Source organism: uncultured Dokdonia sp., from assembly GCF_947492535.1.
Lineage (GTDB): Bacteria > Bacteroidota > Bacteroidia > Flavobacteriales > Flavobacteriaceae > Dokdonia.
On sequence record NZ_CANLNH010000022.1, the window covers coordinates 1 to 25212 of the forward strand.

23 protein-coding genes are annotated in these 25212 nt (G+C 33.4%); 15 read left to right on the forward strand and 8 right to left on the reverse strand.

Features of this window, described 5'->3' with window-relative positions:
* Nucleotides 1-353: 353 nt before the first annotated feature.
* The 6 genes from Q1A60_RS19970 to Q1A60_RS19995 all read left to right on the forward strand — a co-directional run bounded on the left by Q1A60_RS19970 (nucleotide 354) and on the right by Q1A60_RS19995 (nucleotide 8173).
* A complete protein-coding gene (locus tag Q1A60_RS19970) occupies nucleotides 354-4439 on the forward strand; it encodes a hypothetical protein (protein WP_299769044.1) in 4086 nt (1361 codons plus the stop codon).
* A gap of 5 nt (nucleotides 4440-4444) precedes the next feature.
* Nucleotides 4445-4990: a DUF1629 domain-containing protein gene (locus Q1A60_RS19975; protein WP_299769045.1), complete on the forward strand. Its 546-nt coding sequence runs from the start codon at nucleotides 4445-4447 to the stop codon at nucleotides 4988-4990.
* A 34-nt stretch (nucleotides 4991-5024) separates the two neighbouring features.
* Nucleotides 5025-5771 carry an AHH domain-containing protein gene (locus Q1A60_RS19980; RefSeq protein WP_299769046.1) on the forward strand — a complete coding sequence of 249 codons (747 nt, stop codon included), beginning with the start codon at nucleotides 5025-5027 and terminating at the stop codon, nucleotides 5769-5771.
* A gap of 11 nt (nucleotides 5772-5782) precedes the next feature.
* Nucleotides 5783-6493, forward strand: a complete 711-nt coding sequence (locus Q1A60_RS19985) for a hypothetical protein (RefSeq protein WP_299769047.1) — start codon at nucleotides 5783-5785, stop codon at nucleotides 6491-6493.
* Between the two features lie 424 nt (nucleotides 6494-6917).
* The gene (locus tag Q1A60_RS19990) at nucleotides 6918-7454 is read left to right on the forward strand and encodes a DUF1629 domain-containing protein (protein WP_299769048.1); all 537 of its coding nucleotides are present in this window, start codon (nucleotides 6918-6920) and stop codon (nucleotides 7452-7454) included.
* Nucleotides 7455-7588: 134 nt separating this feature from the next.
* On the forward strand, nucleotides 7589-8173 hold the full coding sequence (locus Q1A60_RS19995; protein WP_299769049.1) for a DUF1629 domain-containing protein: 585 nt from the start codon (nucleotides 7589-7591) through the stop codon (nucleotides 8171-8173).
* Between the two features lie 166 nt (nucleotides 8174-8339).
* On the opposite strand, the gene Q1A60_RS20000 is transcribed toward Q1A60_RS19995, so the two are convergent.
* The 4 genes from Q1A60_RS20000 to Q1A60_RS20015 form a co-directional block, all read right to left on the reverse strand.
* On the reverse strand, nucleotides 8340-9824 hold the full coding sequence (locus Q1A60_RS20000; RefSeq protein WP_299769051.1) for an oligosaccharide flippase family protein: 1485 nt from the start codon (nucleotides 9822-9824) through the stop codon (nucleotides 8340-8342).
* A 1-nt stretch (nucleotide 9825) separates the two neighbouring features.
* Nucleotides 9826-11133 carry a glycosyltransferase family 4 protein gene (locus Q1A60_RS20005; protein ID WP_299769053.1) on the reverse strand — a complete coding sequence of 436 codons (1308 nt, stop codon included), beginning with the start codon at nucleotides 11131-11133 and terminating at the stop codon, nucleotides 9826-9828.
* A 6-nt stretch (nucleotides 11134-11139) separates the two neighbouring features.
* Nucleotides 11140-13575, reverse strand: coding sequence for a YfhO family protein (locus Q1A60_RS20010; RefSeq protein WP_299769055.1), 2436 nt, complete (start codon nucleotides 13573-13575; stop codon nucleotides 11140-11142).
* A 141-nt stretch (nucleotides 13576-13716) separates the two neighbouring features.
* Nucleotides 13717-13977: a DUF4834 domain-containing protein gene (locus Q1A60_RS20015; protein ID WP_299769056.1), complete on the reverse strand. Its 261-nt coding sequence runs from the start codon at nucleotides 13975-13977 to the stop codon at nucleotides 13717-13719.
* Between the two features lie 204 nt (nucleotides 13978-14181).
* On the opposite strand from Q1A60_RS20015, the gene Q1A60_RS20020 reads away from it, so the two are divergent.
* Nucleotides 14182-15204, forward strand: a complete 1023-nt coding sequence (locus Q1A60_RS20020) for a transporter (protein ID WP_299769058.1) — start codon at nucleotides 14182-14184, stop codon at nucleotides 15202-15204.
* An 18-nt stretch (nucleotides 15205-15222) separates the two neighbouring features.
* Nucleotides 15223-16347: a GTP cyclohydrolase gene (locus Q1A60_RS20025; protein WP_299769059.1), complete on the forward strand. Its 1125-nt coding sequence runs from the start codon at nucleotides 15223-15225 to the stop codon at nucleotides 16345-16347.
* Nucleotide 16348: 1 nt separating this feature from the next.
* Here the strand turns inward: Q1A60_RS20025 and Q1A60_RS20030 are convergent, their stop codons facing one another.
* Nucleotides 16349-17140, reverse strand: a complete 792-nt coding sequence (locus Q1A60_RS20030) for an OmpA family protein (RefSeq protein ID WP_299769061.1) — start codon at nucleotides 17138-17140, stop codon at nucleotides 16349-16351.
* Nucleotides 17141-17252: 112 nt separating this feature from the next.
* Here Q1A60_RS20030 and Q1A60_RS20035 point away from each other — a divergent pair, with 112 nt between their 5' ends.
* From Q1A60_RS20035 to Q1A60_RS20050, 4 genes are read left to right on the forward strand one after another with little or no spacing between them, the layout of a single operon-like run.
* On the forward strand, nucleotides 17253-18047 hold the full coding sequence (locus tag Q1A60_RS20035) for an alpha/beta hydrolase (protein WP_299769063.1): 795 nt from the start codon (nucleotides 17253-17255) through the stop codon (nucleotides 18045-18047).
* 22 nt (nucleotides 18048-18069) lie between these two features.
* Nucleotides 18070-18804 (forward strand): TlpA disulfide reductase family protein, encoded by a 735-nt coding sequence (locus Q1A60_RS20040; protein ID WP_299769065.1) that lies wholly within the window; start codon nucleotides 18070-18072, stop codon nucleotides 18802-18804.
* Complete coding sequence (locus tag Q1A60_RS20045) at nucleotides 18804-19442, forward strand: hemolysin III family protein (protein ID WP_299769067.1); 639 nt, start codon at nucleotides 18804-18806, stop codon at nucleotides 19440-19442. The genes Q1A60_RS20040 and Q1A60_RS20045 overlap by 1 nt, the downstream gene beginning before the upstream one ends.
* A 52-nt stretch (nucleotides 19443-19494) precedes the next feature.
* Nucleotides 19495-20805, forward strand: a complete 1311-nt coding sequence (locus Q1A60_RS20050; RefSeq protein ID WP_299769069.1) for a DEAD/DEAH box helicase — start codon at nucleotides 19495-19497, stop codon at nucleotides 20803-20805.
* Between the two features lie 64 nt (nucleotides 20806-20869).
* Here the strand turns inward: Q1A60_RS20050 and Q1A60_RS20055 are convergent, their stop codons facing one another.
* Both Q1A60_RS20055 and Q1A60_RS20060 read right to left on the reverse strand, forming a co-directional pair.
* Nucleotides 20870-21202, reverse strand: a complete 333-nt coding sequence (locus tag Q1A60_RS20055; protein ID WP_299769071.1) for a hypothetical protein — start codon at nucleotides 21200-21202, stop codon at nucleotides 20870-20872.
* A 5-nt stretch (nucleotides 21203-21207) separates the two neighbouring features.
* A complete protein-coding gene (locus Q1A60_RS20060; protein ID WP_299769074.1) occupies nucleotides 21208-21462 on the reverse strand; it encodes a DUF1456 family protein in 255 nt (84 codons plus the stop codon).
* 283 nt (nucleotides 21463-21745) lie between these two features.
* Between Q1A60_RS20060 and rluF the strand changes: the two genes are divergently transcribed.
* The 3 genes from rluF to Q1A60_RS20075 are packed head-to-tail and all read left to right on the forward strand — an operon-like array spanning nucleotide 21746 to nucleotide 23908.
* Nucleotides 21746-22480 carry a 23S rRNA pseudouridine(2604) synthase RluF gene (gene rluF / locus Q1A60_RS20065; RefSeq protein WP_299769076.1) on the forward strand — a complete coding sequence of 245 codons (735 nt, stop codon included), beginning with the start codon at nucleotides 21746-21748 and terminating at the stop codon, nucleotides 22478-22480.
* Nucleotide 22481: 1 nt separating this feature from the next.
* A complete protein-coding gene (locus Q1A60_RS20070) occupies nucleotides 22482-23252 on the forward strand; it encodes a hypothetical protein (protein WP_299769079.1) in 771 nt (256 codons plus the stop codon).
* 41 nt (nucleotides 23253-23293) lie between these two features.
* The gene (locus Q1A60_RS20075) at nucleotides 23294-23908 is read left to right on the forward strand and encodes a hypothetical protein (RefSeq protein ID WP_299769082.1); all 615 of its coding nucleotides are present in this window, start codon (nucleotides 23294-23296) and stop codon (nucleotides 23906-23908) included.
* Nucleotides 23909-24053: 145 nt separating this feature from the next.
* Here Q1A60_RS20075 and Q1A60_RS20080 read toward each other — a convergent pair whose 3' ends face one another.
* Nucleotides 24054-25184, reverse strand: a complete 1131-nt coding sequence (locus tag Q1A60_RS20080) for a serine hydrolase domain-containing protein (protein ID WP_299769085.1) — start codon at nucleotides 25182-25184, stop codon at nucleotides 24054-24056.
* Nucleotides 25185-25212 lie beyond the last annotated feature (28 nt).

Consider the following 25212-nt stretch of genomic DNA (forward strand, 5'->3'; position numbering starts at 1 on the left):
CATAGGGAGAGCAAAGCGATAAATCGAGCTTGCGAGATTCACGACCATAGGGAGAGCAAAGCGATAAATCGAGCTTGTGAGACCTGCCTGCCAGCAGGCAGGTTCACGACTGCAAGGAGAGTGAAACGGTAAAGCGTATAAAGTACCATAAAAACAGTCCTTTCAGCAGAAAACACAAACCACTGAAACTACGGATCATACCCTTCTTAAAACTTTAAATTTAGCATATAAGACCCCATATTTGTAGCGAAGTATATGTAAATATTGGGGTTGTTTACATGCAAAATAGGCGCTTTCTAAAAAGCGTCTATTTTCATCTAATGATCCTTTAAAGTGTAATAAAAAGATCATCTATGTACGAATTTAAGCCAAGACCTAAAGTAGTACCGCAAGCAAAAGCTGTAAAACCAACATCTAAACTAAAACCAGATCCTGAAGTAGAAAAGGAAAAAAAGGAAAGTACCGTACAATCTGATATTCAAACACCAGAAAAAACAGACGGGATTACTAATGTTGGAAATTCAGAGACTACAAATACAGGAACAGGGCTTCAAGACAATACAACTACAACGAGTTCAGAAACTGGCGGAGATGCGTTTCAACAACTCATTGCAAAAGATCCTATTACACAACTCTTAGAAAATGATCCTATTACACAACTTCTGGATAATGATCCGTTTATCCAATTGGTAAATAAAACCAATACTCCTACACGTAAAATAGCCGAAGAAACTAAAGACAAGAGTGAAGCTACTACTGTAGAAGAAGATGCGTCTGATAAAGCAGCTATCAAAGCTATAAAGGAGAGAGAAGTTGTTCAAGACAAACCAAAACTAAAGATTGAGAATTCGTCTCCAGAAGCAGCCATAGGAAGTGTAACAAAGCTTCCTCCTTTACAGCTATTTGATTCTATGAATGAAGCAAGTACCGCAGCTACACAAGCACAACAAAATCAGCTAAATAAGGCACAAGAAGGAATGGAAGAAATCACCATTCCAACAGGGATAGATGCCGCATCTGAAGCCAAACAACCAACACCAAAAGTAGTTGCCAAAGGAAAAACACCAACCATTAAAACCCCAACAACAGCAAAGAAAGTTGCGACTGATAAAGCAACAAAAAGCCTTGATAAGGAAACCAAAAAAGTACCTATTGGAAAAGTAACCACAAAAAGAGGTGCGTTTATAAAAGATATTCAAAAGTCTCGAGAAAACCTTGGTAACGTTCAGACAGCTGCACAATCAGATCTTGGTGCACAACCTGCTGCAAATTTTGATGAAGCGTCAAACCCAGCACAAATCCAAGCAAATAATGCTAAAGCACAACAAAGTGTAGGCAATGAATTAGGAAACGCGCAAAAAGCCACAACACAAGACTTTGGAGAAAGTGGTATGTTTCCTAAAAAAGCTAGTAAGAAAGCGAAGATTACCATTAAAACAGCGCTTACAGAGCAACGTCAAAGCTTACTTTCAGAGCATACAGAGATGCCAAGTTTTGATGATGCAGAAACAGCAAATATCAATCAAGAATTACAAGCACGTTATCAAGGTGAGATTGCTGCTGCTGAACAAGATATGCAAATGGCTGGCACTGAAAAAGACCAAAACATTACTACAGAAAAGAATAAGCATCATCAAGATATGATGGCTGCTACCGAAGAAGCCAAAGCAACACAACGTTTAGAACGTACTAAAGGCCAAAAAGAAGTTGTCAACCAAAAAGAAAACTGGCAAGCCGAAAATCAGAAGATCAAAGAAGATGCTTCGATACAACTAGCTAAAGAGCAAACTAAGAATGAGGCAAGTATTACTAAAAAACAAGCAGAAGGAAATAGACAAATAGCAGACACGTATGCAAAAGCCGATAAAGATATTGCAGCTAAAACCAAAAAAGCTGATGAAGATGTGGCTAAGCAAGAGAAAGAAGGGGTAGAAAAAGAAGAAAAAGGATGGTTTGATAGCGCAATTGATTGGATAGGTGATCAATTTGATAAAATCAAAAAAGCTGTCAACTTCATTTTTGATAAGTTACGAGCTGCTGTAAAGAGCCTTGTCAACTGGGCAAAAGAAAAAGCCTCTGGTATTATCAATGCCGTAAGAGACTTTGCGATCAAAGCTGTAAAAGCGTTTGGAGAAATTGCAAAATCTGTGGTAAGTGCAGCTCTCTTTATGTTCCCAGAAACAGCCAAAAAATTCAATGCCTTTATTGATAAAAAAGTAGCCCAAACCATTGAAGTCATCAATAAAGTAGCAGATGCCCTTGAGAAAACGGTACATGCATTATTAGATGCGGTAGGAAGAGTAATAGACGCTGTACTCGCAGTATATCAAAAGGTAATGAATGCTGTATTAGATGTACTAGAAGCCATTACGGTTGGTGCTCTAAAACTTATTCAGAAAATAGGTTGGTTAGGAAGTGCTGCCAAAGAATCACCAGATCATTTCTTCCCACAAATGGCAAGTGAATTATTAGGACAAGATGTAGAAGAGCCATTAGAAAATGAAATTCCAAAAGTCTTTGGATTAACAATGGATGATGTGAAGAAGAATGATCTTCTTGCTGCACAAGGTGGTGGTATAGAAACCACTATTCCAACAACCAATGATATAGATGATAGCATCTTTGATAAAGAAAGTTATGTAGCATCAGATTTTGATGTACCTGTACAAGACGATTTACAGTTAAATGATGCTTTATTAGCTGAGATTGCAGCTATGCCAGATGGTGTACCTGTAGAAATTGGATCTACCACAGCAGATACCAATGGTATAGCTGCGGTAAAAGCAGGCAATACACCTGATTCTGAAACGATAGATGATGCAACTGCTACACAAACACCATTCATTACTACAGAGTACATTAACTCCTTAACACCAAAAGATAAAGAAGAAAGCGGATGGGTAGGCCCTTATAAATCTGTAAAAGCAAGAGCTTCTGGCGCTGCTGGTGCGATGCTAGATGCTGTTAAACTATGGTGGGCTGAAAATAAAATAGGGATTATTGCTGCTTTAGTATTAGGTGTTGCTGGTTTAATAGCAGCAAATATCTTGACAGGTGGAGCCATTCTTGCAGCCTTACCACTATTACTGAATATTCTATCTGTATTCTTTGCTGCCGATGCGTTATTCCAATTAGGAAAACACTTTAAAAACTATTTAAGCAAAGCATGGGATAATGATATTAAAGGTGGTGCTAAGAGTATGGCACGTGGACTTGCGATATTAATTATTGAATTGGTATTTGCGCTTATGTTCGGAGCCAAAGGCGTGTTTAAGGCTGCAAAAGCAGGATTAAAAACGGCAAAAGGAGGGCTTAAAACAACACAAAAAGCCATTGTAAAAGGAACTAAAGGATTTGTAAAAGGGCAAGTTAAAAATGGAAAACGTTTATTGGCTGTCACTAGAAACGGATCTAGACGTGCTGTTAAAAATGGTAAGATTGTATTACAAGGCGTAAAACGCGGCAGTGTAAAAGGTGCTAAGAGTTTAAAATCTGCTGGAAGAGTCTTATTAAAAAGATTAGGCTTTGATCGTTTTAGAATTACACGTTCTGGTAAACGCTTTAAACTAGAAGGACATATTAATCCATGGGTGTTATTGGCAAGTGGTACAGTAAAACATGTAGATCCAAAAGATGTAAAAAAGAAAAAGGTAGGACAGAAAGTCAATATAGATGGAGAAGAAGGAATACTGATAGGTAAAAAAGATATTCCTGTTGGAAATAAAACAGAAGGTTTTGATGGTACAGATTTAACAGGAAGTAGCTTTGTTAAGAAGCTAGACCCAAATGATGCAACAAAAAACATTGACGAGTTTAAAAAATTAGATAAAAAAACATTTGAGCAACGAAGAAATAGAATCTTTGGAGGAACACCAAGACCTGATTATAGGAATGCCTTCTTTAAACTATTAGAAAATGATGGATTTAAAGTAAGTGAATTAGCAAAAAGGTTTATTAGAGTACATCATGTAATTCCGTCAAGTTCAGGAAATCTAGGGAAATTTGATGTTTTCTTTAAAAAATTAGGTTTTAACGTACATGATATGGGTCGAAACGGTATTGGATTACCAGGTCTAGATTTAAATAATTTACTTAAAAACTTAGATGTAGAAAACTTTGATTTAAATGACATTAGAAAAAAATTCCATTTAGGAGATGCATCTACATCAGAAATTAAAAAAGCTATTGAAGAACTAGAATCTTTAAAGAAATATTCTGTACATTCGGATAATCATAAACTTTATTCTCGACTAAGAGAAATGGATATATTTGATATGCAGAAAAGATTTAATCTAAGTGTAAAACAACTTTCCGAAAAAACAGGTAGAAGTATTATAGAAGCTGAAGAGTTAATGGCTAAAAAATTTAACTCTGAAATAAATATTTATATCAGTAAACTTATGAAAGATCTAAGTGATGGTATAAAAATAACTAACTAATAATAATGAGTTATTATATTTTAAATATAGATTTAGAAATTGATACTATTTATATAGATTCATATAAATCAAATATTGATGAATTAGCCAATGTTCTTACAGAATGTAAAAGCCTTAATAGTGAAATTCAATATATTAAATCGTATAGTAAAACCAAAGGAGTTCTAACTGATCTAATAGATACTATGGTTTTTACTGTTTCTGAAAAATTAAAAAATAAACTTTTTGAATTAGATTCAAATTTAGAAGCTTTTCCTATTGATTTAATAAGTAACGGAAAAAAAATAGGAGGTTATTACGCTATAAATATCTTAAATAAAGTCGATGCCATGGACCATACTTTATCTGATTTTACCGTATTCGAAGAATGGGATATTATAGATAAAATAAAGAAAATAGTTTTAGATCCTAAAAAAATTAATAACCATTGTATTTTTAGAGAAAAAGAAATTAGTTCTAGAATAATTGTAAATGAGGAAGTAAAAATTGTTTTAGAGGATTATAATGGTCTTTCATTCCAACCATTAGAAGATTATAAAACTCCATATTAAATTTATACAAGCAGATGATTTTTGGTTTAAAAAATTGCTTTCTGAAAAAGCAAAAAATAAAGGAGGTAAACAAGTAGGTGATAAAGGAAAGTTTGTTACTGAAAGTGGAGATGAAATTGAGGGGATATTGATAGGTGGTGTAAACAAGAAAAGTGGTTTTGTAGATGATTTATTTGAAAGTTCAAAAAACACAGATGGTTTAGCAAAAAATCAAGAAGAATTTGCAAAACTATTTGATGAAACGGATGATGCTGTTAGGAAAAAAATGATTCAAGGAGCAGAAGCTATTGATTATGAAAAATTAGCAAAAGAAATTGGAGAAGAAGCAGCAAAAGCTACTAAAAACAGGGGGCAATTAGCAAAATCTATAGGAAAAGCACCTAGTAAATTTCATCAAGCACATCACTTATTGCCTGTTGAACTACTAAAAAGATCAAAAATATTACAAAAAGCAGTTGATGGTGGTTTTGATTTTAATGGATTAGTTAATGGTAAATGGGTAAAGCTATTTAGTGGTAAAATAGATGAATTAAAAGATGGTATTCATGCTAGTCATCCCAAATATACAGATAAAGTATTAACAAAAATGGAAGAGCAATTTAAGGTATATAGAGAAAAGATATTAAGAAAGTCCAAATTTGAAGACGTAACTGAAATTGAAGCAAAAGTATTTATGAATAATTTTGCAAAAAATATAAATAAGGAAATTGATAAACTGATTGAAATAAACAAATCATTACCTTTAGATCAGAAAATAAAATTAAATGATATTAATTTATAGTGTACAGAAATATGAATAAAATCAATTTTTACAAATTAAAATACTCAATTGATTTAAAGATTGTTGGCAATATATATAATACAGAGTTAAATTATCAAATAGAAGAATTTATTGATAATAAAAATAATGATAAGGAAAGATTTGATTTATATAGAGGAGGTGATTCAGATCATATAAATAGTAATATAGATATGACTGTGTTCAAAGCTCACAATAATGCTATAATGACTGATTTAATGAGTAGTTCTTTTTTTAGACAAAATGGATATTTTATAAGTAATCGTTTCGCCGAGTTATTAAAAGAATTCAATATTGAAGAAAGTAAACTTTTAGATTGCACAATTACAAATAAACAAAAGAAATATAGCTATAAGTTTTTAAGCATTATAGCTACATCGAAAAATATAAATATTGAAAATTCTACTTTTAGAGTTATTGAAGACACAGCCTATAACCCAGTTATAAAAGAAAACAATATCAAATTTAATTCTTTAGGAGATTTAGCAGATAAAACACGAGAAACCTACTTTGAGACTAATGGAGAATTTAAATTAGAGCCTATAAGAGTTATTCTAAATAGATCTACTGATTTGTTTCAATCTGAATTAGATTATACCACTTTAATATCTGAACGCCTAAAAAATAAAATAGAATATGAAGGATTAACTGGATTCGATTTTGAAAGGGCTAAATTAAAAACAGAATTTTATGAAGATTTTTAAAACTATGCTAAAAGAGTAAGATATTAGAAGAGGCTGTCTAAAAAGACAGTCTTTTTTATGTAATTAATTCTTGTATTTCGTATCTAAATATGAAGCTCACCATGTAGTACCCCCGTTCCCGCCAGTTTACAACTGGTAGTAAGAAGAGTATTTAAAATAAAAGTGACTATAAATAAAAAGCTATGATTGAACATCATAGCTTTTTGTATTTTAGACAAACTAGTAAAACTATATAATAGATCATATTATAATATCAATCTTTTATATAAATTAGTTTTCTTACTCAAGTCTCCACCAGTTACAAACTGGCGGGAGCAGCGTAAGTCTCAAAACTATAATTAATTCAATAGATAATTTAATTTTCTATTAAGCAGAAAATAAACAATATTACAATTTAGTAGATTTGTTATAAATAAAATTTGAAATGAAACATTATAAGCTAGTTAAGTATAAAAATACTGGTGATGCAGGGATAAAAGATTTTATATGTTCTGAAGAATTAAAGCAGCGTTTTTATAGCGGAGTGAAATTAAGTCCTACTATAAATCCTAAAATAGTAATAGAGAATAAATCTGGCAAACCTCAAGATTTCATTATGGGAGGAACTGCTTTACCCATTATATCAAAAAAAGTTAAAGAATTACTTTTAACATTACCTGAATCTAATAAATTCGAATTTATTTCTACTAATGTAGAGAACTTAAATAGTAATACAGAATATTGGGTCCTTAATATTTTAGATATCTTAGATTGTGTAGATTTTGATAAATCTGAATACAGAACTTATAATAATAGCGAAAAAATTAAAAGAATTGATAAATTAGTTTTTAAAGAAGGTGCTATTAATAAAGATATTTTTTATTTAAAAGATTTTCCAGTTGATATATATGTGTCAGAAAAAATAGCAACATTATTTAATGAAAATGATATAACTGGTTATAAACTTATAGATATAGAATAAATAATTTCAATTTTTATTTTAATAACAGCTCTATCATTTAATAATGGTAGAGCTTTGTGTTTAATAAATAGTATCATAAAAATTAGAAAAAGGCACACCTTTGGATAGTATATTTGATAACTAAATCATTAATAATGAGTCAGAAATTTTATACTATAAAAAGAAAATACGATCAAAAAGATTTAATCTTAATTGATCAAAAGGTTCCGAAACAAATAGATCCTGAAAAACCAGAAAGCGATTCATTTAAAACTGGAACCAGTTTAAAATCAATAATTAAAAATCCTTCTGATTTAATATTTAAAACAAAATATAATAATCTTACAGATTATCCTGCTTCTGAATTTGGATTTAAAGTTATTTCCCAAAAAATGAAAAATGTTTTTGAGAAATTTATTGATAATGAAGTTGAGTTTTTTGAAGTTGAATTTGAAGGAAATAAAAAAATAGATGAAAAATATTTTTTAATGAATTTCCTTAACTTACAATCTGCTATGGATTATGATAAATCAGATTTTTTACAGATATCAAATGGTGAAATAATAGAAATTGATAAGATGGTTGTAGATTATACTAAGTTAGAAAATCAAATTGCATTTAGACTAAAAGAAGTTGAACATGTATTAGTGATCAATGATGAATTAAGACAAGCAATTGAAGAGGCTAATATAACTGGTATAAAATTTAAAGAACTAGAAAAATACAAATACCCCTTTTAAAAATTTAAAAGAAGCTGGAATTACTGGTGTAAAGTACAGTGACAATATGGATTTAACAGTTGGGTTTTAATAAATAGAATACTATAAAACTAAACGAGTTTGACTTAATAGTTAGGCTCGTTTTATTTTTATAGATCTTTTTTCACCTAACTAATAATTAAATTACTTACTTCTTTCTCAACACCCCATCTATCGCTCCCGTAACATCCTCAGAAACTTTCAAAAAGTAAATAGCCAACAGGTACCCAATACCTAATAGTACAGATTTGACAACAATGTTTACAAAAGGATAGAACGAAAAGTCCCAAAAGTAAAAACCACAAAAGAAAGCAATTAATAATAATAGTGTCTTAAAAGAGCCTTTCGTAAACGGTTGCATCTCAAACTTCTTATAAACGATAACTATCTTACATAGCGTATAGAGCACCGAAGCTACAAACGTAGCAATCGCAGCACCATTAATACCGTATATGGGTATAAAAATGGTATTCAATACAATGGCGATCACCACTAACACCACCCCTAATACAAGAATAATTCTGTAATAATCACTATTGTATAATATCGCATTATTAATGCCCAGACAATTATCTAATAGCTTTGCAGCACCTATAAACAAGACCACATAAAGTCCGCTTCTATAACTAGCCGTCACCATATCATATAAGCTAGCCAAATTACACGTAATCAATAGAAACAATAAGGAAGCTATAACAAACAAGGTAAGCGAACTCTTATGATAGAGTTTACGCATATCGTCGTAGCGTTTTTCATTAAGCATTTGAGCTACCATAGGATAGGTAATTTGGTGCATCGCTCTCGCGGGAACAGCAATCACGGTAGCAATATAAATAGCCACTGAATAGAAAGCAACATTCTCTATATTTTCAAACAGGCCTAACATAAACTTATCTAAATCCAATAATAGACTTGCTACAGAACCTGCAATAATAATAAGCATGGTATACTTCACAATAGAAGTAAAGCCTTGAGGACGTTTGTTAGGATTACTAATACTTCGTAGCGTATGCCGAATGTATTTTGGTCTTTTTAAAGAAAAGGAATATAAACACATAATCAGCATACGAGATACATATACGAACACAAGAAATATTAAAAATGTGTCTATCGTTATACTATTAAAAGCCAATAGTACTAGGAGAACCGTAATTGCTAACCGATGGAATACTTCTTTCATAAAGTTCCCAAAAATGGTCTTAAACTGTACTTTTGACCATGCAAAAAAGGCTTCAAAATAGGCAGAAGAAATCGATATAATTAATATATACCAAACGTATTCATAAACAATAGCATTTTTTGTAGCTAAAAATGACGCTATCTGCTCATAAAAAAAGAAGCAAATAAATGTTCCTGGAATTGCTACTACCAGCGGCAATAAAAGCATCCAATTTAAAAATACACTTTGTTCGCTATCACTATAAGACGAATAAAACTTCACCAAGGTATTTTGAACCCCAAATGCCATAAAAGGCATTAAAATCATAGCCGTAGATACGATAAAGCTTACCAAACCATAATAGGTCTCAGACATAAAATTGATATACAGGTATAAGGTATTAAGCGCACCAATTGCAAACCCTAGATAGGTTGTAAGTAGATTATTAAAAGATTGCTTAATAACAATGCCCATATTATAAACTATGTATAAGTGTTGCTAACGTTTTGGTTAATTCTTTACGATGGTATTTTGAAATAATGTCTCTATTATTCTGAGTATTATTAGAAACGCTATAGTTTTCAAATAACGCTATTAAAACCTTCTCTAATGTTTCTTCTTGATTGTAATTGAGGTAATACCCACTTTTAGTTGAAGTAATAATCTCACCTACATCTGCATCTTTAGGCCCCATTCCTAAAATAGGACGTTTGGCTGCTAAATATTCAAATATTTTCCCAGGAATAATTCCTTTGGTGATTTCGGCATCAATTTCAATAAGTAACAATACAGCCGCTTGTCGCTGTAATGTGATCGCTTCTTGATGCGAAACATATCCAACAAGTGTAAGGTATTTTTCTAGTCCGTGATTTGTAATAGCATCTATCACTTCTTGGCTTACTTTTCCAACAAGTTTTAATTCAAAGTGTTTCTCAAACTGATCATACTCTTCTACCAATTTTGCTAATACTTTCCAGAGCACTATAGGATTTCTATCTGATAATAAAGAGCCTATATGAGATATCGTAAAATTTGTATCTACGATAACCTCTTCAGTAGGTGTTGTATCAAAACCATTGGTAATTACTGTAATTGGTTTATGAGTAATCGCACTAAACTCTTTCTTTGTCGTCTGACTCGTCACAATCACATGATCGGCGGTTTCTAATACCGTTCGTTCTAGATTCTTATGCTTCTGCTTCGTTTTAGCAGTCATCTTCAGCTTATCATGATACCCTATCGTCGTCCAAGGATCTCTGAAATCGGTAATCCACTGTATTGTTTTAGAGCCTCCAGCGGTGATTTTCGCTTTAAGCAGTAAACCAATTAAATGCATACTGTGTGGCGGTCCTGTTGTAATCACAGTATCTATAGCATGCTTAGACATATACTCCGTTAGAAACGCAACAGAGGGCTGTACCCAACCTACACGCGCATCGGGCACAAAAAAATTACCGCGTATATACAATAATAAGCGTTGTATAAAAGATTGCTTGGCTTTCTTAGGAACAATGCCAGCACTAATGGTTTTGGTTTGCTTACGCGAAAGTATACTCGCAAAGCGATACGGTTCTTTGATAGGACGTTTAATAATCGTTACCGAATCAGGCACCTCATCAAGCATCGAAGCGTCTACAATAGGATAATTTGGGTTTTCTGGTGTATAAACAATAGGTTCAATATCAAAATGAGATAAGTACTTTACAAACTTAAGCCATCGTTGTACACCTGGTCCTCCAGCAGGAGGCCAGTAATAACAAATGATAAGTACTTTTTTTGACATGAATGTTTATGCTTCTTCTTCAGTCACATGTTGGTTTTTCTTTCTGAAACTCATATAGAGTCCTCCAAAAACAATCAGTAACAATATGATAGAACTAGAAAGGGTAATCATACTTCCTTTTTTAACGACAGGAGGATCAAATGTAAACTGAATATCATGCGATCCTTTAGGCACTTTAAGACCACGTAACATATAGTTGGTTTCAATAATAGGGGCTTCTTGCCCATCTATCGTAGCGATCCAACCATTTTTATAATAGGCTTCAGAAAAAACAGCAAATCCATCTTGCGAATTGGTTGCTTTATAGGTCATTTCATTAGGTGCTGCTTTTAGTAATTCGATACGAGAAAGGCTATCTTTTTTAAGTGTATAATTAGCTAATTCAGATTGATATGCTTCTCTAACAACAGCTGTTTTCTTAGTATCTATACTATCTAATGCATCGTATACTGCATTATAATCGGGTACTGTCTGAATCTCATCTACAAACCATGCAGGACCATTAGCATATGGATTACGTTGTGCATACATATTGCCTTCATTATCTTGAATGACATACTTCACATTCAGCATATTTAGTACACCTATTTTACCTCTCAATACTTTATCGTACATATCTTCCATACGTTGTGGTCGCACCGCAGAATAGCCATTCAACGAATTAAAGAAATACGAAGTATGTGAATTATTAAAGCCTCTAAATTGATCTAATACTCTAAAATGTCCGTTGTCATTTAAGATAGATTCATCGACTTGTGTTGGCACAAAGTATTCTCTGTATTCTCTTTCAGAAATAAAGTTTTCTTCATTAACACTACGTCTATCTACAGCGACTAAATCTACTACCACAAAAAGTCCAATAAGAACAATCGCTATATTTTCTGATACTTTCTTTTTAAAAGTGAGCCATAATATTCCCGCAACACCAATAATAAATAGAAAAGAGCGTAGACTATCGCTCTTTAATACATTGAGTCTATCTTCCTTAATTGCTTCTAAAATAGGTGCCTGCTCTCCTACGGCCATGCCTGCTTCTCTAGAAGATCGTAAGTCAAATAAACTCCCGCCAAACAAGTAAAACAATAAACACAAGCCTCCTAAAATTCCAGAAGCAATGTATAATTTTTTAAGACGTTCTTTTTGATCTTCTTTATCATTCAGGAATCGGTAGAGTCCAAAAACAGCTGCAATCGGGACAAGTAATTCTAAAATTGCCTGAATACTCGATACCGCTCTAAACTTATTATAAAACGGAACAAAATCGATAAAAAAGCGTGTAAGTCCTTCAAAGTTTTTTCCCCAACTTAGCATGAGAGAAAGGACCATTCCTCCTACCAACCACCATCGTAAACGGCCTTTAACTAACAATAAACCAAGCAACGCCATAAAAACGACTGTAATCCCTAGATACGGAGGTGCCTCTACAAAAGGTTGTTCTCCCCAATACAACGGAACTCCTGAATAATATTTTGCCTCTGAAGGAGAAGCTCCTAATTGCAAGTATTTATTATAAAGCTCGGATTCATTTCCTAAATCGGATGCTCTCCCTGCTCCAAATAATTTAGGAATAAGCAAGTTTAACGATTCCATTTTCCCATAACTATACTCTGTGATATAGTCATAAGATAATCCGTCGCTTTTTTCACCACCAAGAGTATTTTTAGGTTGTAATAACTTCTCCCCTCGTATACTGGTTTTTGCATACTCGGCTGTAGAAAGTAAGGTCGTCGCATTGGTAGCCAGTCCTAATAACACCGCTGCGATTAATACCCCTACTGATTTAAAAAAATGAGGTACTTCTTTTTTCTTATACGCATCTACCAGATACGCAATACCTAAAATCACCACAGCAAGTCCTAGGTAATACGTCATTTGATAGTGATTTGCTTGCACTTCGAGCCCCATCGCCACAGCAGTGAGTATAAAACCCCAGAGATATCGCTTTTGAAAGGTGAGTATAATACCCGACAATACTAAAGGAAAATAAGCAATCGCGTGCGCTTTGGAATTATGCCCCACGCCAATAATAATAATGAGATAGGTAGAAAGTCCAAAAGCCAATGCGCCAATAACAGCATACTTCCAAGGTACACGCATTACGAGCATCAATACATAAAAACTCAGTAAATATAAAAACAGATAATCGGCTGGACGCGGTAAAAACCGAATCAGCTTATCCAATTTATCCATATAATCATGCGGAAACTTAGCCCCCATTTGATAGGTAGGCATACCCCCATACGCACCATTGGTCCAATAAGTTTCTTCTCCTGTTTCTGCTCTATGTTCGTTATGCTGTTTTGCCATACCCTCGTATAGCTTGATATCATTCTGATAAATCATTTTACCTGATAACACAGGATTGAAATACAGTAATGAAATGACTATAAATCCAAAAACAACAAAAAGATGTGGTAAGAAACGTTTGAATTGAAAATTCATATAAATGGCTTAAAGTATACAAACAAAAATAACAGAAAAAAGACGAAGATACACTACAGTATGCTACTACATCTTAAAGATTAGTGTTAATAAATAATGGTGAGTACTATGGGGTACGCTTTCGCGAAAGCGTATAAAGAATTAATCAATTTCTTCAAAATCAATATATTCTCCAACTACGTTTTTAGATTTTTTTTCAACTGGCTGTGGCTCTGGTGTGTTTTGGTCTTGAAATCCTCCAAATCCTTTGAAAGCAGTCTCCATTTTTTGTCCAGCTTTCATTGCTATATAACGCATAAGATACGGTAATAGCAATTTTGCTAAAAAACGTAGTGCTACATATACCAAGACGATGATTAAAACCGTTTTAAAAAAACCATCTAGTGCTGAAAGTAAAAGCATTGTTTGAAATTTTAGTTAAAAACTGCTTAAGGAAAGCCTATTAAGACATCTGTTAAGAAACTGATTTTTTAATTTTAGAGCAAACCTCAGAGCATTAAATCTCGATTATCGAGTAAAATTAGGCATTATGATTAATAACAACTGCCTAATAAAGCATAAAAAAATGATAAATTCTTATATATTTGAACGCTAACTCCAATCAACATGTACAAACCGATTCATAGACTCTTCACATTTTTATGCCTTACGGCTAGTATTTCTGTGTATAGTCAATATACTGAGACCATTAACTCCAATCGTCCTGGAGAATCTCAAGGAGCATTTTCTGTAGGAACGCAAGTCATACAAGCAGAAACTGGTGTTGATTTAGGAAATGATACGCATAGTCTTTTAAATACCGATATTGATATCACTGGTTTTAATCTTGATTTGAGGTATGGCTTTTGGAAAGAGGCATTAGAAATCAGTGCATTTTTCAGATACCAATCTAATAATATTGCTTTTAGCTCAGGGAGTTCTGATACACGAAGAATCAGTGGTATTGAAAATTTACAGTTAGGCGCAAAGTATCTTATTTATGATCCATATAAAAAAGGAGAAGATGAACCTAACTTGTATTCCTATCACGATAATTTTAAATTTAAATGGAAAACATTAATCCCTGCCATTTCAGTGTATGCAGGAGGTGTTTTTGATTTTACAAATGATTTAGATACGAGACGAGAAGATGGTATCAGTCCTAACATCGCTATTATTACACAAAATAATTGGGGCCGTTGGGTATGGGTGAATAATATTATTGCAGATCGAGTTACGAGTGAGTTTCCTGGATATTCATGGATTACGACTATGACACATTCATTCAATCCAAAAATTGCTGCTTTCTTAGAATATCAATTAATTACTGGCGATCTCTATGCAGATAATATAATACGTGGTGGTGGAGCTTACCTAATTACTAAAAACCTACAAGTAGATGTAAGTGGTTTAATTAATTTTAAAGACACGCCTTCACGATGGAATATCGCTACGGGGCTTTCTTGGCGTTTAGACCTTCATAAGAAAGATGAAAAAATAGAAGATACTAGTGGAGATGAAGACGAAGATGGAAAGAAAAAGAAAAAATCGGCTTCTAAGCGACAAGCAGATAAGATCAACAAGAAGAATAAAAAGAAGAGAAGAGATAGCGTTGACCCTGATGGTGGAGACGATGGCGATAATTTATAAACAGACGTATTTGACTACATGATTACCCTTAAAGAAATGAAAACCTCTGCGGAACTTAAACAGTTTGTTAAGTACCCGTTTTTGTTATATAAGAATGAACCAAATTGGGTCCCTCCTATCATTGCTGATGAACTAGACAGCATGGATCCAACTAAAAATCCTGTATTTAAAAATGCAGAAGCACAATACTTTCTAGCATATAAAGACGGTAAACCCGTTGGACGCATCTGTGCTATTATAAATCACATCGAGGTAAAAGAACAAGGAAAACCTAAAATGCGTTTTGGATGGTTTGATGCCATAGACGATATAGAAGTCACTAAAGTGCTTCTTAATAAAGTCAACGAAATAGGAAAAGCACACAATCTTGAATATATGGAAGGCCCTGTTGGGTTTTCAAATATGGAAAAAGCGGGGCTCCTTGTTGAAGGATATGAATACTTAAATACCATGATTACTTGGTATAACTTCTCATATTATAAAGATCATTTTGAGCAATTAGGATTTGAAAAAGCAGCTGAATGGGTGGAATTCAAAATAAAAATTGATCCGCCAGACAAGCAAAATCCAAAGGTTAAAAAGTTTGCTGACATTATTGCAAAACGTTATGAACTAACCCCTTTACAGTTTAAAACGTCAAATGAAATTAAACCGTATGTAGATGAGATGTTTGGTTTATTAAATAAAACCTATGATAAGCTTTCTACATTTGTACCCATACAGCAATATCAAATAGATCATTACAAAGAAAAGTATTTAAAATATGTACATCCTGATTTTATAAAGTGTGTACAGGATAAAGATGGAAACTTAGTTGCTTTTGCCATCACAATGCCTTCGTTTTCTAAAGCACTTAAAAAAGCGAATGGGAAGTTATTTCCGTTTGGTTTTTATCATTTATTAAAAGCTAAGAATAAGACAAGTACGGCGGCATTTTATCTTATTGGTATAGATCCTGAGTATCAAAATAAAGGGGTGACTGCTGTGATCTTTCAAATGATGCAAGATCTATTTAATAATAGAGGGATCACAGATGTAGAAACCAATCCTGAACTAGAAGAGAATAAAGCGATACAACAGCTTTGGAAAAACTACGAACATGAGCTCCATAAACGTAGGAGAACGTATAGAAAGGATCTATAAACTATTCTATAATTTCTATCTCAACCCTACGATCGTATTTATCTCCTTTACCTAAAGGTTCTAAGTAGGCTTTACCTTCATAACTTAATCTAGAGACATCTATCCCTCTACGAAGTAAAAAGGTGAATATTGCTTTAGCTCTATCTACAGAAAGAGATTTATTCCCAGTTTTTAAATTAATCCCATCTATTTTTGGATCCATAGTACCATGACAACAAATATGTCCTATCAGATGAATACGTATCTCTTTATGTGTATTTAAATACGTAAATAATTCTTGTAAAGCTATCGTGCTTTCTGGTAAAATACGATCTGTACCGCCTACAAAAAGAATCCCTTTTAGCACTACTTTATCACCTACTTCTAAATTAGACAGGTCGTTAATAGTGGTTTTTTTCTCTACCTCTTCAGTATTAGAAATATCTTCTTTTTCAAACACATAACTAGAAATCAAAATATCTACTCTTCTATTCTCTGCAGAAGTACTTTCTAACTCACCAAAACCCTGTGTATAAATCACATAATTTTGATCAAATAATGTAGCAACAGTCATTGCTCGTTTTTTTGACAAGTACAAATTATACGTATCAGTACCATATGCGTTTGCATATCCATCTATCTGTATAACTAAAGAATCAGATGCGATAACTAGCTGCTTTATACTATCTATTTTTTTATACTGAGCTTCATGAAGCGTATGTATATCATTTTCATAATATAAACGTATTTTATGCTCTGTTTGCGCTAACACGACAAAGGGAAACCACAAGAATATAAAATGAAGAAATCTCATAAAAATGATTTTTTAACAAACGAGATAATGACAGACATAGTATATGTAATAAGCCTTTAAAAAATAAGTAAAACCAAAACTCTTTTATATCTTAGCTAGATAACCCATGTATATGAGAAATTACACTGTGTATAGCCTTATCATAGGTCTATTCATACTCACCACTACGATAGCACAAGAAAAGTTTTCATCGTTTGATGGAACGACTATTGCCTACCTTGATGAAGGAGAAGGAACGCCTGTCATACTCATACACGGTTTTATAAATGACGCAAGTTCTTGGAATGGTACTATTATTAAAAAACAACTTCTAGATCAAGGATATCGAGTACTAACACCCGATTTACGTGGGAATGGGTTTTCAGAAAAACCTACAGAAGAAAAAGCATTTAAAAACGATGCAGAGGTCAAAGATCTTAAAGCTTTATTAGATCATCTAAACATAGACTCTATTATCGCTATAGGGTATTCTAGAGGCGCTATTGTTCTTGCGAAATGGCTCACTGAAGATACGCGAATACATAAAGCTGTCATAGGCGGTATGGGATTAGATTTTTCAAATCCAGATTGGGATCGACGTATCATTTTTGAGAGAGCTTTCTTAGGACTCGATCCACTCACCGACATGACAGAAGGTGCCGTAAACTATGCAAAATCAAGAAAAGCAAGCCTTAAGATATTAGGATGGTCACAACGTTATCAACCTGTTACTTCTAAAAAAGCGCTTTCAGAAATGAAAACAACAACACTTGTCATTGCTGGAGATCAAGATACCGATAATGGACATCCAAAAGGGTTAGCTGAAGTATTACCCAATGCAACACTCTCAATTGTTTCTGGAGATCATAATACGACCTATAGAAAAAAACCTTTCGCAACCGCTGTAATGGATTTTTTAAAGGACTAACCTATCATAAATACAACAAACCGTGAAGCACTGTATATTTTTCTTTTTAATTTTCCTCTGTCAAGTGACAGTAGGACAAGAAACCTATTATAAGTTTCAAGATGAGATCTATAGTGAAGTACGCTTTCGCGAAAAGCTAAAAACCATAGAAACCCTTTACGGGGAACAAGGCAACTATAAGTATACAACAGCAAATTACAAGGTGCGTTCTACGCAAGTACGTCAAGACTCTATCATCCAAAACGTAGAAGTAGTACTTTCACAATCTAATACCGCACCCTTAGACATTAATACTGGGGTACAACGTTTTATTAATAACCCACTTCCCGATTTTAAATTACAAAACCTTGAGAGTCATCTCAAAACAAATACAGACTATACTGGAAAAGTAACATTGATTAATCTTTGGTTTACCTCCTGTCCGCCTTGCATCACCGAGATTCCATACCTTAATTATCTTAAAGATACATATCAAGAGCAAGTGAATTTTGTCGCCATTACATTTGACACAAAAGATAAAGTCGATCGATTTTTAACACGTAAACCTTTTCATTTTGAGCATTTAGTAGATGCGACAACTTATCTCCATAAAGACCTCAACAACAATGCATTTCCTAAACTTATTCTCATAGATAAAAAAGGAAATGTTCGTTTTGTAGAAAATGGCGTGATCTTAAGTGGAAATACTGCGTCACAACCTGAGGCTGCAGTGACTGGTCTGAAAGAACAATTAGATTTCTTATTGAAAGAATCATAATGCCAAAAGACGTCGCAACATATAGCCCATTGGAAGAAAAGTGGAATATCTATACCCACGGTCTAGGCTTTGTTGCAAGCCTAATTGGGTTAGGCTTTTTATGCTTTCGCGAAAGCGTAACAAGAACCTATACCATTAGCGCTATTGTATTTGGTCTAAGCCTTTGTATTCTATACTTTGCCTCTACGATCTATCACAATGCTACAAACCCAATACGAAGAGCTAGATTACAAATCTTTGATCATGCGGCTATTTATATTTTAATTGCGGGTACTTATACACCATTTACACTCGTAACTTTAGAAGGGAACACAGGACTCATTATTTTTTGTATCACTTGGGGAATTGCCATCTTTGGCGTTATTTTAAAGCTATTTTTTACAGGACGTTTTGATATTTTATCAACCATTTTATATGTAGCTATGGGATGGCTTATTGTATTTGCCTATACCCCATTAGTTGAAAAGTTACATCCTTTAGGAGTACAATGGCTCTTTGGAGGGGGTATTGCTTATACAGTAGGCGCTATACTATATAGCATTAAAAGAATACCATTTAACCATGCTATTTTTCATGTCTTTGTATTGATAGGAAGCTTTTGTCATTTTATGTCTGTATACTTTTATGTTGGGCACTAAAGTACGCTAGAATCTATTATGGTAACTCTGTTATTCGCACTACCTTTGCGCTATGATAAGCCATCAGAAAAATCAGCAGCAAATATTAGCCAAACTTGGTATAGATTCCCTTAATGAAATGCAGGAAGCTGCTCAATTAGCTATACACGCATCAAAAGAAGTGGTACTCCTCTCTCCTACTGGAACTGGAAAAACACTTGCTTTCTTATTACCTGTTATTGCAGAGCTAGATCCTAGTATCCAAGAAGTACAATTATTGATTGTAGTGCCTTCTCGCGAACTCGCAATACAAATAGAACAAGTCGCTCGTAATATGGGAACTGGTTATAAAATACATGCTGCGTATGGAGGGCAATCATTTAATACTGATAGACAAGCTATCAAACATAGGCCTGCAATCCTTATTGGAACACCTGGTAGACTTGCAGATCACTTACGCAGAGATACTTTTTCTACAGCCCATCTTACAACCATTGTATTAGATGAATTTGATAAGTCGTTAGAAGTTGGTTTTGAGGGTGAGATGACAGAGATTATTAGTTATTTACCTCAACTTTCAAAAAAGGTGTTAACGTCTGCTACACAAGGGATTTCTATCCCTTCCTTTGTAGCATTAGAAAAACCTGTTACGGTAGACTACCTACATCAAGGGAGTTCTAAATTAGAAATCAAAGCCATGGTTTCTCCTGAAAAAGATAAACTCGCTACGCTAGAGAAAGCCTTACGTCATTTAGGAAATCAGCCTGGAATTATTTTCTGTAATTTTAAAGATACGATTGCACGTATCAGTGAATACCTAACAGAATATGGTATTGCACATGGTACATTTTATGGCGGTATGGAACAACGTGATCGGGAATTATCTTTATTAAAATTTAGAAACGGTACACATCAATTATTACTAGCAACAGATCTAGCAGCGCGTGGTATTGACATTCCAGATATTAAATTTATTATTCATTATCACTTACCTATCCGAGAAGAAGAGTTTACGCATCGTAATGGTCGTACCGCTAGAATGCATAACGATGGTGTCGCGTATGTCTTACACTGGCGTAATGAGCGTTTACCAGACTTTATGCCTACGATGGAAGAAGAATATCTTTTAGATCAAGATACACCGCTATCTTCTATCTGGGATACGTTACAAATTACGGGAGGACGCAAAGACAAAATTTCGAAAGGAGATATTGCAGGGTTATTCTTTAAACAAGGAGAGATTACCAAAGATCAATTAGGGGTTATAGAACTTAAACAACACGACGCATTTATCGCTGTACATAAAACCGTAAGTGATCAACTGATTGAAAAATTAAATAATGTCCGACTTAAGAAGGCTAAGATTCGAATTAAGAGAACTTAAATATTAAAATGGCTTGGTACGCTTTCGCGAAAGCGTATAAAAGCAAACATTAGTTAAGTTACTATCAGTATTCTTTATCTTCTGGAACATTTTGAATGAGCCATTCAATAGCAGGCTCATTGATTACAAGCCTGACTGATAGTTTCCATTTTTCTTCAAGTGATATGACAACTATAGGAGTTTGATTTGAATTTTGATCTTCTAATAATGCTCTAATTCCCATGGTAGGATCAGTAATAACAGACATTGCATCAAAAGAGGATACTAGTGTTGTAAAGTTTTTAGAAAGTTGTGTCGTATTTGGCACCCATGTACCTTCCAAATACCACATATCCAGAGTTGCACTCGTTAACTGACCAATTACTTCATTTTTCCATAAGACAGTATAGGTACTCATTATATTTATGAAGCAGTAGGCTTCTTCTTAGGCGGAGGCATAGGGCCACGTAAATGAATAATCAATCCATTTAAGAAATTACGTAAAAACTGATCGCCACATTCCATATATTTTGGATGATCTTCTTTACGAAAAATAGCACCTAGCTCACTTTTTGAAACTTTAAAATCAACAAGTTCACAAATCTTTACGATATCATCATCGCGTAGTTTATGTGCTACACGTAGTTTTTTAAAGATATCATTGTTGGTAAGTCCCATAGTATAAAATTAGAATGGCAAAGTACGGGATTTTAATTTTTTCGCGAAAGCGAACTCCTACTTATTTAAACCCACATTATGCTATAGAACTTCATGATGAGATTTGAAGAAGCAATAAAATATAGTTTTTTCTGAGTTTTAGCATAGCATCGTTATCGGTAAACTCAAAACCTGTACTCAGCTTGACTGGGTAACTAGTGCAATAGTATATTTTGAAGCTTCTTCTAAGTATAATAGACTTTCTATTGTATAATGCGGGTTAATTCTCTTAATTTTGCCATCTATGGAAGAACAGAAGACTACACGTATTAACAAGTATCTAAGTGAAGTGGGATACTGCTCAAGAAGAGCTGCCGATAAACTCATAGACCAAGGTCGTGTCACTATCAATGGGAAGATTCCAGAGATGGGGACTAAAATTATATCGGGTGATGAGGTACGTGTAGACGGTGAACTTGTGTCTACACCTAAAGAAGATTTTGTCTATCTCGCATTCCATAAACCTGTTGGTATTGTGTGTACGACAGATACTCGTGTAGAAAAAGATAATATCATAGAATACATCAATTACCCTAAGCGTATTTTCCCAATCGGTCGATTAGACAAACCCAGTGAAGGGCTCATATTTATGACAAATGATGGGGATATTGTCAACAAAATATTACGGGCTCGTAATAATCATGAGAAAGAATACGAAGTAACCGTAGATAAACCAATTACGCCTTCTTTTATTCAACAAATGAGTAATGGCGTGCCTATTCTTGATACCGTAACGCGTAAATGTAAAGTAGAACGTGTGAGCCGATTTAAGTTTAAAATTATTTTGACCCAAGGACTCAATCGTCAGATTAGACGTATGTGTGAATACTTAAATTATGATGTGGTACGCTTAAAGCGAAATCGTATTATGAATGTAACCCTAGATCTTCCGGTAGGTCAATGGAGAGATCTTACCGCTGAAGAACTTGCAGAAATTAATAGACTTGTAGAAAATTCTGAGAAAACACATAACTCGTAATATGGATAGCATTTTAGTCACTGAAAGCAAATCGAAAAACAAGGTATTTAAAGACAAAGCCTTGGGAGTTGGAACTTTTATCGGAGGGCCATTAGTTGCTGGATATTTTTTTGCTGAAAATTTTAAAGCGATCAATGAACCTGAAAAAGTAACTAAAACATGGGTCATTACAATCCTTGCTACTATTGCTATTTTTTCAATAGCGTTTATGATTCCATTAGACTCTAAATTCCCTAATCAATTAATTCCCATTATATATACGGGTGTAGCCTATGCATTATTCAAAAACTTTCAAGAAAAAAAAATTCAAGAAAAGATTGAGTCCGGAGCAGAATATCACAGTTGGGGAAGAGTTATAGGGGTATCTATTCTAAGTTTATTAATTACAGTAGCTGTTATGGCTATTGGTATTTTTACGATGATAGAAATAGAAGAAAGCCAACTAACTACAAAGCAATATGGATTAACTGTAAAGCATGAAATAGAATATAATTCATCAGATTTTACAGAAACTGAAATAAACCGTATTGCTGATGGCTTTATTGAACACGCATTCTTCGATCTGGATACAGCAAAATATGTATATGCCGAAAAAGAAAGTAATTCATATATCTTATATATAGGTATTTCAGAACTATATGCAAATGATCCAGAGACCCTTGATGAGTTCAAATCCCTTAGAGATAAAATGAATAACTATATCACAGAAAAAACAGTCATTATAAAACTAGTTGTAGATGCCTTAGATAATGTCGTAAAAATTATAGATTAATATATTTCGTATATATTTAGACCAACTATAACCATCAACATATGATCATTTACGGAACAAAACCAGTACATCTAAAGACTGTTGAAAACCGCATTGTTAAATGTGGAAATTGTGACACACAAGGCCATATGGCTTTCTATTATTCCAGTAGTCACTTTCATGTTTTTTGGATTCCTATGTTTCCCTACAGACGTAAAGGAGGTTCTAGCTGTACAAATTGTGGAGAAGAACTCAAACCAAAACAAATGCCTGAGCATGTAAAAAGGGCATATAAGGAAACAAAAAAAGAGGTAAAACTTCCTATTTGGCAATTTTCTGGTTTGGCATTAATTGCACTACTCATTGCATATTCAATCTATGCTAGTGGAAAAACAAGTGATCAAAAAGATGCGTATATCGCAAGTCCAAGAACTGGTGATGTATATTCTTACGAAACCGAAAACGGGTATTATTCTACACTTAAAATAGCCGAAATAACGAGTGATAGTTTATATGTTATTCCAAATGAATATGAAGTAGAACGTGCATATGGGATTTATAAAATAGATAAGCCTGAAAACTATGCTAGTGATTATATATATGGCATTTCAAGAGATGAAATAGAACGTATGTATGTAGATAAGGAAATCTATTCTATAGAACGAGAGGATGAGTAATCTAAATCAATTGATTTTTTGAAACCTTAGAAAAAAATTAGAAAACATCTTTCGATTTTTAGCTTTGAAGTGAAAAAACACATTAGAAAATGTCTTTTACTTCCTGCATGCAGGAAAGTTTAGTCTGAAGAAACTTTACACAAATTTATTCCAGCCAATTATTTTCTTCAAATACCTTCACTGCTCTTAATGTAATATTTTTCATGTCTTTAGGTGCTTTATTAAAAAGTCCAACAAAAAGAATATCTTTTTCAGGAATCTCTACATAAAATGCTCTAAAACCACCTTGTGAACCTGTATGATATACAAATTTAAGATCATTGAAATTACCTTTACTTCTAAATAAATCTTGCTCACCCGTAAACCAGCTATAACCTACAACTGGTTTTGTAGTATCTGTCCAGTTTTCTGGAGTGTATACAGTTCGAGATTCTTTAGTTAAACCTTGACTTAGAAAAATATTTTTTTGAATAGCGTTTTTATATTTTGCAAGATCTAATACAGAGCACCAAATCCCACCGTTTCCAGCTGCTGCAAATGTGGGAGTTTCGCCATAATCATACTCTTCGTATTTTCCATCCTTATCTTGATAATAGGCATGCGCTACTCCAGATTCTGGATAAGAACCATTGGTTATTATACTATCTTTCATACCTGAAGGTTCGAATATATTTTCTTTAATAAAATCTTGCCAAGGTTGATTAGCTAGTTTTTCAATAATTAATGCTAACCCATTATAGGATGGGTTTGAATAATCAAATCTTTCACCTGGTTGAAAATTTAAATTATCAGCTTTTTTGAGAGGTTCAAAATTTTCTTTGTCTTTAGCGGTTAAGTAGAAATCATAATTTCCCCTAACATCTCTTAAATCAGGAAGTCCTGAAGTATGAGATAACATATGCTTAATTTTAACTTTGTTTACAATTGCTGGATGTTCAAAATCATCAAAATACATAGACAAGCTATCTTCCAGTGATAGCAATCCTTTTTCCTTAAGGATTAATATTCCATTAGACACAAATGTTTTTGAAATAGACCCTGTATTAAAAATAGTATTTTCTGTGATTTTTTCTTTAGTACCTAAATCGGCAACACCGTAGCTTTTTAAAAAAATAATATCATCTCCTTTTTTCACAAGGATAGATCCTCCTGGTTCTTCTGTAGAGGGAAATTCTTCTGTAAATATTTTATCTAATTCCGTTTCTATAATGGAAGTAGATTGCTTAGAAGAAGAAACTGTAACTAAACATATAATCAGTACTAAAATTTGTTTCATATTAAATTCTTCTTTAATTTCTTACTAT

Bases quoted from the DNA above. Each gene is read 5' to 3' on its own strand.
- Q1A60_RS20020 (WP_299769058.1), top strand. From the start codon at position 14,182: ATGTACAAACCGATTCATAGACTCTTCACATTTTTATGCCTTACGGCT.
- Q1A60_RS19995 (WP_299769049.1), top strand. From the start codon at position 7,589: ATGAGTCAGAAATTTTATACTATAAAAAGAAAATACGATCAAAAAGAT.
- Q1A60_RS20005 (WP_299769053.1), bottom strand. From the start codon at position 11,133: ATGTCAAAAAAAGTACTTATCATTTGTTATTACTGGCCTCCTGCTGGA.
- Q1A60_RS20050 (WP_299769069.1), top strand. From the start codon at position 19,495: ATGATAAGCCATCAGAAAAATCAGCAGCAAATATTAGCCAAACTTGGT.
- Q1A60_RS20070 (WP_299769079.1), top strand. From the start codon at position 22,482: ATGGATAGCATTTTAGTCACTGAAAGCAAATCGAAAAACAAGGTATTT.
- Q1A60_RS19970 (WP_299769044.1), top strand. From the start codon at position 354: ATGTACGAATTTAAGCCAAGACCTAAAGTAGTACCGCAAGCAAAAGCT.
- Q1A60_RS20030 (WP_299769061.1), bottom strand. From the start codon at position 17,140: ATGAGATTTCTTCATTTTATATTCTTGTGGTTTCCCTTTGTCGTGTTA.
- Q1A60_RS20075 (WP_299769082.1), top strand. From the start codon at position 23,294: ATGATCATTTACGGAACAAAACCAGTACATCTAAAGACTGTTGAAAAC.
- Q1A60_RS19985 (WP_299769047.1), top strand. From the start codon at position 5,783: ATGAATAAAATCAATTTTTACAAATTAAAATACTCAATTGATTTAAAG.
- Q1A60_RS20055 (WP_299769071.1), bottom strand. From the start codon at position 21,202: ATGAGTACCTATACTGTCTTATGGAAAAATGAAGTAATTGGTCAGTTA.
- Q1A60_RS20010 (WP_299769055.1), bottom strand. From the start codon at position 13,575: ATGAATTTTCAATTCAAACGTTTCTTACCACATCTTTTTGTTGTTTTT.
- Q1A60_RS19975 (WP_299769045.1), top strand. From the start codon at position 4,445: ATGAGTTATTATATTTTAAATATAGATTTAGAAATTGATACTATTTAT.
- Q1A60_RS20060 (WP_299769074.1), bottom strand. From the start codon at position 21,462: ATGGGACTTACCAACAATGATATCTTTAAAAAACTACGTGTAGCACAT.
- rluF (WP_299769076.1), top strand. From the start codon at position 21,746: ATGGAAGAACAGAAGACTACACGTATTAACAAGTATCTAAGTGAAGTG.
- Q1A60_RS19990 (WP_299769048.1), top strand. From the start codon at position 6,918: ATGAAACATTATAAGCTAGTTAAGTATAAAAATACTGGTGATGCAGGG.
- Q1A60_RS20045 (WP_299769067.1), top strand. From the start codon at position 18,804: ATGCCAAAAGACGTCGCAACATATAGCCCATTGGAAGAAAAGTGGAAT.
- Q1A60_RS20035 (WP_299769063.1), top strand. From the start codon at position 17,253: ATGAGAAATTACACTGTGTATAGCCTTATCATAGGTCTATTCATACTC.
- Q1A60_RS20015 (WP_299769056.1), bottom strand. From the start codon at position 13,977: ATGCTTTTACTTTCAGCACTAGATGGTTTTTTTAAAACGGTTTTAATC.
- Q1A60_RS20080 (WP_299769085.1), bottom strand. From the start codon at position 25,184: ATGAAACAAATTTTAGTACTGATTATATGTTTAGTTACAGTTTCTTCT.
- Q1A60_RS20000 (WP_299769051.1), bottom strand. From the start codon at position 9,824: ATGGGCATTGTTATTAAGCAATCTTTTAATAATCTACTTACAACCTAT.
- Q1A60_RS20025 (WP_299769059.1), top strand. From the start codon at position 15,223: ATGATTACCCTTAAAGAAATGAAAACCTCTGCGGAACTTAAACAGTTT.